At 33.3% G+C, this 6,945-nt stretch carries 9 protein-coding genes and 1 pseudogene; 6 read left to right on the forward strand and 4 right to left on the reverse strand.

Annotation, left to right across the window (positions count from 1 at the left end):
• Positions 1–222 precede the first annotated feature (222 nt).
• Together V7127_RS08235 and V7127_RS08240 are read left to right on the forward strand one after the other, a co-directional pair.
• Positions 223–642: a site-specific integrase gene (locus V7127_RS08235; protein WP_335345824.1), complete on the forward strand. Its 420-nt coding sequence runs from the start codon at positions 223–225 to the stop codon at positions 640–642.
• Between the two features lie 49 nt (positions 643–691).
• A complete protein-coding gene (locus V7127_RS08240; RefSeq protein WP_335345825.1) occupies positions 692–871 on the forward strand; it encodes a hypothetical protein in 180 nt (59 codons plus the stop codon).
• 183 nt (positions 872–1,054) lie between these two features.
• Here the strand turns inward: V7127_RS08240 and V7127_RS08245 are convergent, their stop codons facing one another.
• Entirely contained in the window at positions 1,055–1,723 is a 669-nt protein-coding gene (locus V7127_RS08245; RefSeq protein ID WP_335484774.1) for a tyrosine-type recombinase/integrase, read from the reverse strand.
• A 17-nt stretch (positions 1,724–1,740) separates the two neighbouring features.
• Positions 1,741–1,857, reverse strand: coding sequence for a site-specific integrase (locus tag V7127_RS25855; protein WP_438823986.1), 117 nt, complete (start codon positions 1,855–1,857; stop codon positions 1,741–1,743).
• A 506-nt stretch (positions 1,858–2,363) separates the two neighbouring features.
• Between V7127_RS25855 and V7127_RS08250 the strand changes: the two genes are divergently transcribed.
• Positions 2,364–2,489 (forward strand): hypothetical protein, encoded by a 126-nt coding sequence (locus V7127_RS08250; RefSeq protein WP_335484776.1) that lies wholly within the window; start codon positions 2,364–2,366, stop codon positions 2,487–2,489.
• A 133-nt stretch (positions 2,490–2,622) separates the two neighbouring features.
• Here V7127_RS08250 and V7127_RS08255 read toward each other — a convergent pair whose 3' ends face one another.
• Both V7127_RS08255 and V7127_RS08260 read right to left on the reverse strand, forming a co-directional pair.
• Complete coding sequence (locus V7127_RS08255) at positions 2,623–3,822, reverse strand: hypothetical protein (protein ID WP_335484778.1); 1,200 nt, start codon at positions 3,820–3,822, stop codon at positions 2,623–2,625.
• A 291-nt stretch (positions 3,823–4,113) separates the two neighbouring features.
• The gene (locus V7127_RS08260; RefSeq protein ID WP_335484780.1) at positions 4,114–5,031 is read right to left on the reverse strand and encodes a YiiX/YebB-like N1pC/P60 family cysteine hydrolase; all 918 of its coding nucleotides are present in this window, start codon (positions 5,029–5,031) and stop codon (positions 4,114–4,116) included.
• Positions 5,032–5,492: 461 nt separating this feature from the next.
• Here V7127_RS08260 and V7127_RS08265 point away from each other — a divergent pair, with 461 nt between their 5' ends.
• The 3 genes and pseudogenes from V7127_RS08265 (at position 5,493) to V7127_RS08275 (ending at position 6,909) form a co-directional block, all read left to right on the forward strand.
• Positions 5,493–6,095: a TetR/AcrR family transcriptional regulator gene (locus tag V7127_RS08265; RefSeq protein WP_335484782.1), complete on the forward strand. Its 603-nt coding sequence runs from the start codon at positions 5,493–5,495 to the stop codon at positions 6,093–6,095.
• Positions 6,096–6,220: 125 nt separating this feature from the next.
• A pseudogene (locus V7127_RS08270) lies at positions 6,221–6,482 on the forward strand (undecaprenyl-diphosphate phosphatase); the annotation flags it as partial.
• A 139-nt stretch (positions 6,483–6,621) separates the two neighbouring features.
• Positions 6,622–6,909 (forward strand): hypothetical protein, encoded by a 288-nt coding sequence (locus tag V7127_RS08275; protein WP_335484784.1) that lies wholly within the window; start codon positions 6,622–6,624, stop codon positions 6,907–6,909.
• Positions 6,910–6,945 lie beyond the last annotated feature (36 nt).

A 6,945-nucleotide genomic window follows, 5' to 3' on the forward strand; every position in this document is an offset into this window, starting at 1 on the left:
CCCAAAATTAGTTAAATAGGCGAAAATTCTTATGTCAAAATTTCAAACAATCAGTAAGTGTTTCATTAATTGTATTACTTCAACTTCTTCTACGACAATTACGGGTGCAAATTACATAAAAAATTCTTCAACTCATTTAAACTATCATCTACTTTCTATTATAAAAAACGATATGATGGAATCAATATTAGAAAATGTGCCACACTTAAGTCTTGTAAATAGATGGATTGTACAATTAAACTGCTTCTGCTTACGGGCCTTCGTAACCAGGCCATTACCAAATTGAAAGTGGGAAACATTAATTTGGAAGAGGGTTTGATTATTTACAATCAAAAAATTAAGAATTCGAAAAACAAGATGCAGGTGTTGCCACTTCCACCTCTTTTATTGCAAGAACTACGGAAACACGTAGAAGAAATGAAACTGAATGATGACGATCCACTTAGTTATGTGATTAAGGGTTACCCGCTTAAAAATAAGCAGTTGAATGCTGCGGTCAATAAAGTGAATGAATTTCTGAATTGGAAAGGAGAAGAGAGGATAACTCCTCATGGTTTTCGATATACGATTGCCACACTCTTAGATGAACAAGGAATGTCAGTCGAAACCATCAATTGGACACAGCTCTGGGGCCAACGTTGAACTTTATCTTAGAACACATAAACGAAAAATCCAACAGATCAAAGAGGAATTGACCAAAATTGAATTAGAATTAGAACAAAGTGTTACAGAAGAAAAGGGTGATTTCCCATCCATAGACCACGAGGAAATGGGGAAGAGAGGTAATAATGATTTATTAGCAGGACTCCCATTTTCAGAAGACTTTATTTTAGAACTTTCGAAGTCAAATCCAAAATTATTAGAAAGCTGATGATAGAGCATTACAAACATCAAAACATTAAATAACGGCCATAACAAATCTTCTATGACAGAATAAAACGACAGATTAATTTCTGTCGTTTTTTCATCAATAATTAATTATATTATAACCACAAATTTGTTTTTTTTCTGTTCAACGTCTATATGAGTGTACTTACTAGTCCTAGCAAGGTTTTCATGCCCTATAAATCTGTATTTCTTTATTTTCTTGTAACAGTAAGGTAGCAAACGTTTGCCTTAAATGATGCAATGAAAATCTATGTGAGGGCAATCCAGACCTATCTAAGGTTTCCTTGAATATTTTATGAAGTCCATGTGGGTTCTGCTGCTTATTATTCTTATTATAGAATATCGGTTCACTATAATAGTTTTGCTGTTCTGAAGGACGTTGTCTATACGCTTGAAACAAAGGTAAAACAATCTTGTGAAGGGGGAGGAGGCGTTCTTTTTTCCCTTTCCCTCGAACTAAAATCGTATTGTTGTCTAAATCGACTTGCTCCCATATTAAATCCACTAATTCTTGTCGTCTCATCCCTGTTGCAGCTAATAATTTAAACATCAATTCATTTCTAATTGCCTGCGATCGCTGGTCTTGCTCCAAATAGGCAAATAATTTGTGAAGCTCCTGCAATGTCATGTATTTCGGTAACTTTTTATCGGATTTAGGCGCCTGGATTCCTGCTGTGAAGTCAGACTTCATGTAGTTTTCTTTTAAACAGTATTGGCTGAATGATTTCAGGCAAGATAGACGCCTTTGCAAGGTTCTTGGCTTGATGCCATGGTTGATGACCTGGTCTTGAACAAAACGGCGTACACTGGACGAAGTAAGTTCATCTAAGTTCAATGAACGGTCGTTAGCCGTTAAAAATTCACCATAGAGCTTAAATCGAAAGCGTAACTTTTAAGGGTGTTCACGGAATAACTTTTCTCGACTTCCAAATACATGAGATAATCATCCGCAGCTTGAACGTAATTCATAATTTTCTAACCTCCTGGTAGTTATGCGGTCGATCCCTGAGAATTATGTTCGAAACCATTAATTATGAGAACTAGCCGACTGACGAACGACACAAGAATACTTAAACCAGAAAGCCTTAGAAATAAGGTTTTTTTCATTTTTATTAAGTAAATTCGTGTCATTTTAATTGACACAAATTTACTTAATATGTTGAAAAATGAATCAAAAATACTGAATATGGTGAGAGCCTTTTTTTCTTAATGTTTCATGATAATAAAGTTGTTTAAATCATAATAAGGTCGATTTAATAACAGTAAAGTTGTTTTAAAAAAGCCCAATCAATCTATTCAACAATCGGGCCATTTAATTGAATAAAAGGAGAGCACATATTAGTTTTGTATAATATGTGTTCTCCTTTATTTTTAAGAATTATTATTATTTAGGTCTTGATAATTGTAGTTAAACAACTTTATTGTCACACAACAGTATGAGTTTTTATTTTCCTGAAACGAAATAGGTTCTGTAAATGAACCAGTTATTACAAAAAGTTATTCAGAAAGTAGAAGATATAAAGCAAACGTTTTTCCAGGCATTAATATCAATCTCTGGACGGAACGGAACGGAACTGATTAATCTTGATTGTATTAAATGATCATAAAGAAATTCTATTATTTAAAGGACTTTGTAAAAGATGAGAAATACCTAATGGACAAGTTAAAACAAGAAGAAAGAGCTATCCCAAAAGTTGTACAGGGGGTATCTCTTCTAAACTGATCAGTTCACAATCATTTTTTAATGACGAAATCCAGTAAATACTCATAATCGACAGGGATTTTATGGACTAAATCAAAAGAATGGTTGTCTATAACTAGTAAGTTACCATGTTTTTCACCTTCTTTTTCAAGTAGGTAAATTTCTTGTTTGTTTATGTCTTGATATAATAGCCTATACGTGTTTTCTTTTTTTATATAATCTTTATCTAGAACGGTGAAAGTCGGTTTCTCTTTAAATAACAACAAACCTAACGTGGTTCCTGAGCTCTCATTATATACGCTGTGTAAAGCAGCCTCTTCATTTAGCAAAAGTGTACCGCCGCCTTCAATCTTATAATAGAATTCTTGAGGTGGTATCTCTTTAAATGGTTCGTATGTTTTAAAATCACCGTCTTTATCAATTACAAAGAGCTTTCCATAATTGCCAATTATATAAGCTTGGTTCTCTTTTGCATAAACGGGATAAAATTCTGTCGATTGTTTATTGAAGTTTGTATATTCAACGGACTCATTTTGGCTATTAATTATCGCTACAAAAGCTTGATCGGCAATTCCTTCATCATTCACCTGACCATTTCCTGCATAGATGATTTTTTCTCCCAGCTGTAATAGCGGAGACCAGTTTGGTGGATAACCATATTCAGTTTCATAACTTTTCTCTCTAGAAAAGTTTGAAATAGACATGTTAAATTGGCCATCTTCATTTGTATTTTGATCCCCTGTCTTATGCGAGACAATGGTTTGGAATAAAACATTCTGACCAAAATGTTTAATATGATTAACTCCTACATCATAGTTAAAATAGGTTAGATTAACCTTTTTAAATTTGCGTTGATCTATATCATACGTATAAAACCAATTATCAATGGCAGCCTTACCGAAAAAAGAAACGTACAGCTGATTGATTTCATTTGGCTTTTGATGAATTTCCATTCGCAAAAATTGGTCGTCTCTAATTTCATACTCCTTTAGTACCTCTCCCGTTGTGGATACTTCCTTAACTAGTGTAAATGGTTGAGCAACTCTTGGATCGGCTGGATAAAATAATAAATAACGACCTTCTTCTTGACCTTCTTTCTTAGGGCTAAAATTTTCAATCCCTTTAACAACTATGCGGTTACTTCTATCTGTTGATTTATTCCATGCATATATAGTAATCATGATTCCAATCAATATTGCTATGGTCGCAACAAAGAGTAATTTTCGTTTCATAATTCCTCCAGATACCCTTATTCTTTAATATTAATAGAATTGTGTTTTGCAAAATAAAAGTGCAGAGTTTTGCATTGATAAAATTATGCTGCGACTTTACATGCGAGGTGAGCATGCTAGCTTACGTGACATTGCCAAGCCTTACGGATACTGGCTTCTTGGCTAAAGGAGTATGCCCACAGAGGCTCCATGTCAGGTTGCAATACTCTGCATTTGGAATTGCAACTATGTGTATTTTTTCTTTGCAAAATACAAGAATATTCTAGTATCTTTTGTTATTTTCTCTTATCCTTAAAACTTCACAGGTAATGAAGTGCCCCAATCCTTTACTAAACGCGTATTTGCATCAATTCTAATATCATATGGAATGACAAGTAAATATCCGCTCCAATGTAAACCTCTAGCACCTCGCAGATCATATCCTGCATTGTACCACTGTCTCATCGTAAGCTTAGAGCAATACCAATAATTGTTATCCCAAAGAGTTGTTTTAAGTGAATATGGCTTCCCTTTTTGATTTAAACCAAATGTAACTGCCTTTTTTCTTTCTGCTGCAGTAGCGTTTGTTCCAAATAGAGTAGTCACTTTATATTGCTTAATGCCAGAAGCACCTTTCCATAGGTATTCTCTATTCCAGTGATGAACTTTATTTCCCGATCTTGATGTTTTGGAGGCTTCAATTACATAATAATCAGTGGTTGACAGCACAGCTGTATGACCTGTAAAAGAAGGCTCGCGAGCAGAACTGTCGCTACCTATTCCGTAATACAAAATATCACCGTAACGCCAGTATTTAGTAGCCGAAAGAGAGTTAAACTCCTCAGTACCTATAGAGTCACTAACCTCTCCTTCGCCCTGAATTCTATTTGCTTCTAAGTCTAATTCATCTAACTTTTCAGCCAGTGCCTCATATTCGTAAGATTGCACAGTCTCGTGAAGAGAATTGAAGTATTCCTCTACTTCAACATGTATATTGTTTACTTGATCTAAAAAAGTCTCTTTTTGTTTTTCAATCTCTGCTTGAGTACACATATCATTACATTGTACTTTATCCGGACTTGATAAAAGTAAACTATCTATCTCCTGAATCTTGGATTCCATTACACTTAATACTTCTTCATCTACTTCATTACTTTGTGCATTCCCTTCTAGCGGACTCATTATAAAAATACCACTTAACATTAAGGCTAATATTGGCTTAAGTTTCATCACTCTTTCCTCCTTTGTTTATTGAAAAATAAAAATTCATAGAAATGTAATAGAAGTTGGTCTGTAGCAACAAGCAGATTTACTTTGCCAGATATCTTGTAGGATTTAGTATGAGGTCGTTTACTTGGGGTTAATTTAAGATTGTAAGCTGATTTGTAAGTGCAGTATCCCTTGGTACCAAGCTTTATCATTTCTAATTCTTTAGTTATCGCAATAGGGAAATAACTGCTGTGATGACATTAGTAAGAGTCAAACTATATTGATGCATAAATGGAACTGAAGGTTCATATTTTCTTTAATACCAACTACTTATTTCCCTTGACTAAAGTTTTTTATAATAACCAACCCCTTTATGAAATAATCATTATTTAAATACCGACTAGTCGGTATTTAAATTTATCATATACCTTGAGTATGTTATAATCAATAGTAAGAATTTCCCAAAAAAGGAGTTTATTAAGATGAATCTTAATCAGAAACAATCCGAAGAAACAATTAACAAATTAATGCAATCAGGAATTGAACTATTTTCTAAACAAGGATATTCTGGGACAAGCATTGATCAGATTGTAAAACACGCTGGTTACTCTAAAGGGGGTTTTTATGCTCATTTTTCTAATAAAGAGGAATTTTTTCTAAAGTTGATAAAAGAAGGTATTGATTTTTACTTTGAAGATCTGCAGGCAGTTCTTAATAAAAAAGATCGAGATTTGCTTAATAATTTTTTACAATATTCAAAGCGTTTGTTAAATGAAGCTTATGAAAAGGGGTCTTCACCTATGCTTCTTCAAGGATGTATGATTTCGAATGAATTACCACAGATAAAAGATATGCTTATTCTCCAAATGGAGGAATGGAGAACATTCCTTACGCATTTTATTCAAGAAATGAAAAATGAAGGTATTGTCGGAAGTCCATTAGATGCCAGAACCTTAGCAACAGCAGGCATGGCTCTATTTAATGGATTTAATGTGCAGCATTTTATTGACAATCGAATTCAAATTGAGGATGCAGTACCTGTGATTATTGAACTGTTTCAATTACAAGAACCTAATAAAAAATAACGGATGTGACTATTACTATCTATAGTCTTTACACAAATCAATCGACACTTTAATAGGATAATTCCAGAGATTTAGCCCCACGATATGCGTGGGGCTAAATCTGGAGTTTTATTTCAATGAGTATATATAAAACAGCATCGGAATTTTCTTTTTTTATTGCCCTTCTTGTTATGGTCGAGCAACAGGCTTGGATTTATTAAAAAGTTGGAAACATTTAAGTGTAAGTGATTTCCAATGTTTGCTGTAGGGTTTATTACTTCTTTTATTGTTGCAATGATAGCAGTTGTAACTTTTTTTTGGAAATTACTTGAAAAATTAGGATTAACACCTTTTGCATATTATCGTATTGTGTTAGCTATTGCATTTACTGTATTTGTATTACTTTAAATTGCGCCCTTCATAAAAATGAGGTTAATGGTAAAATCTGATTCCAATTCCCTTATTCCAGAAAAGGGCGCTATTTGTGAATAGAATAGCCTTTCTTTCCTAAGCGTGCAGTGACATTTAGTGTTAAAGGAGATTAAAAATGCAAGAATTAACACAATCATTCTTAGAGGATGAAATTTCTGATCAGGAATTTTATGATGGAATCATTGATTTTCTATATTCCTACAATATTAGATGTGGAGAATATGAATGTAATCGCTTTGTTATTAAAAAAATAGATCATTTAAACTTTATTATCTTCGATGAATATGTAATTGATGGCAAAAGGGAAATTCATAATTCGGTTTCAATACATAAGAATAAATTAATAAACCTGATCAATGAATATGCAAAAACGCAAGGAATTATATTAAGAAATTCTTATTAAGCAATCGGGCGCTTTTTTGAAATAAGGAAAGCGTCT

The organism is Bacillus sp. JJ1773 (assembly GCF_036962035.1).
Lineage (GTDB): Bacteria > Bacillota > Bacilli > Bacillales > Cytobacillaceae > Cytobacillus.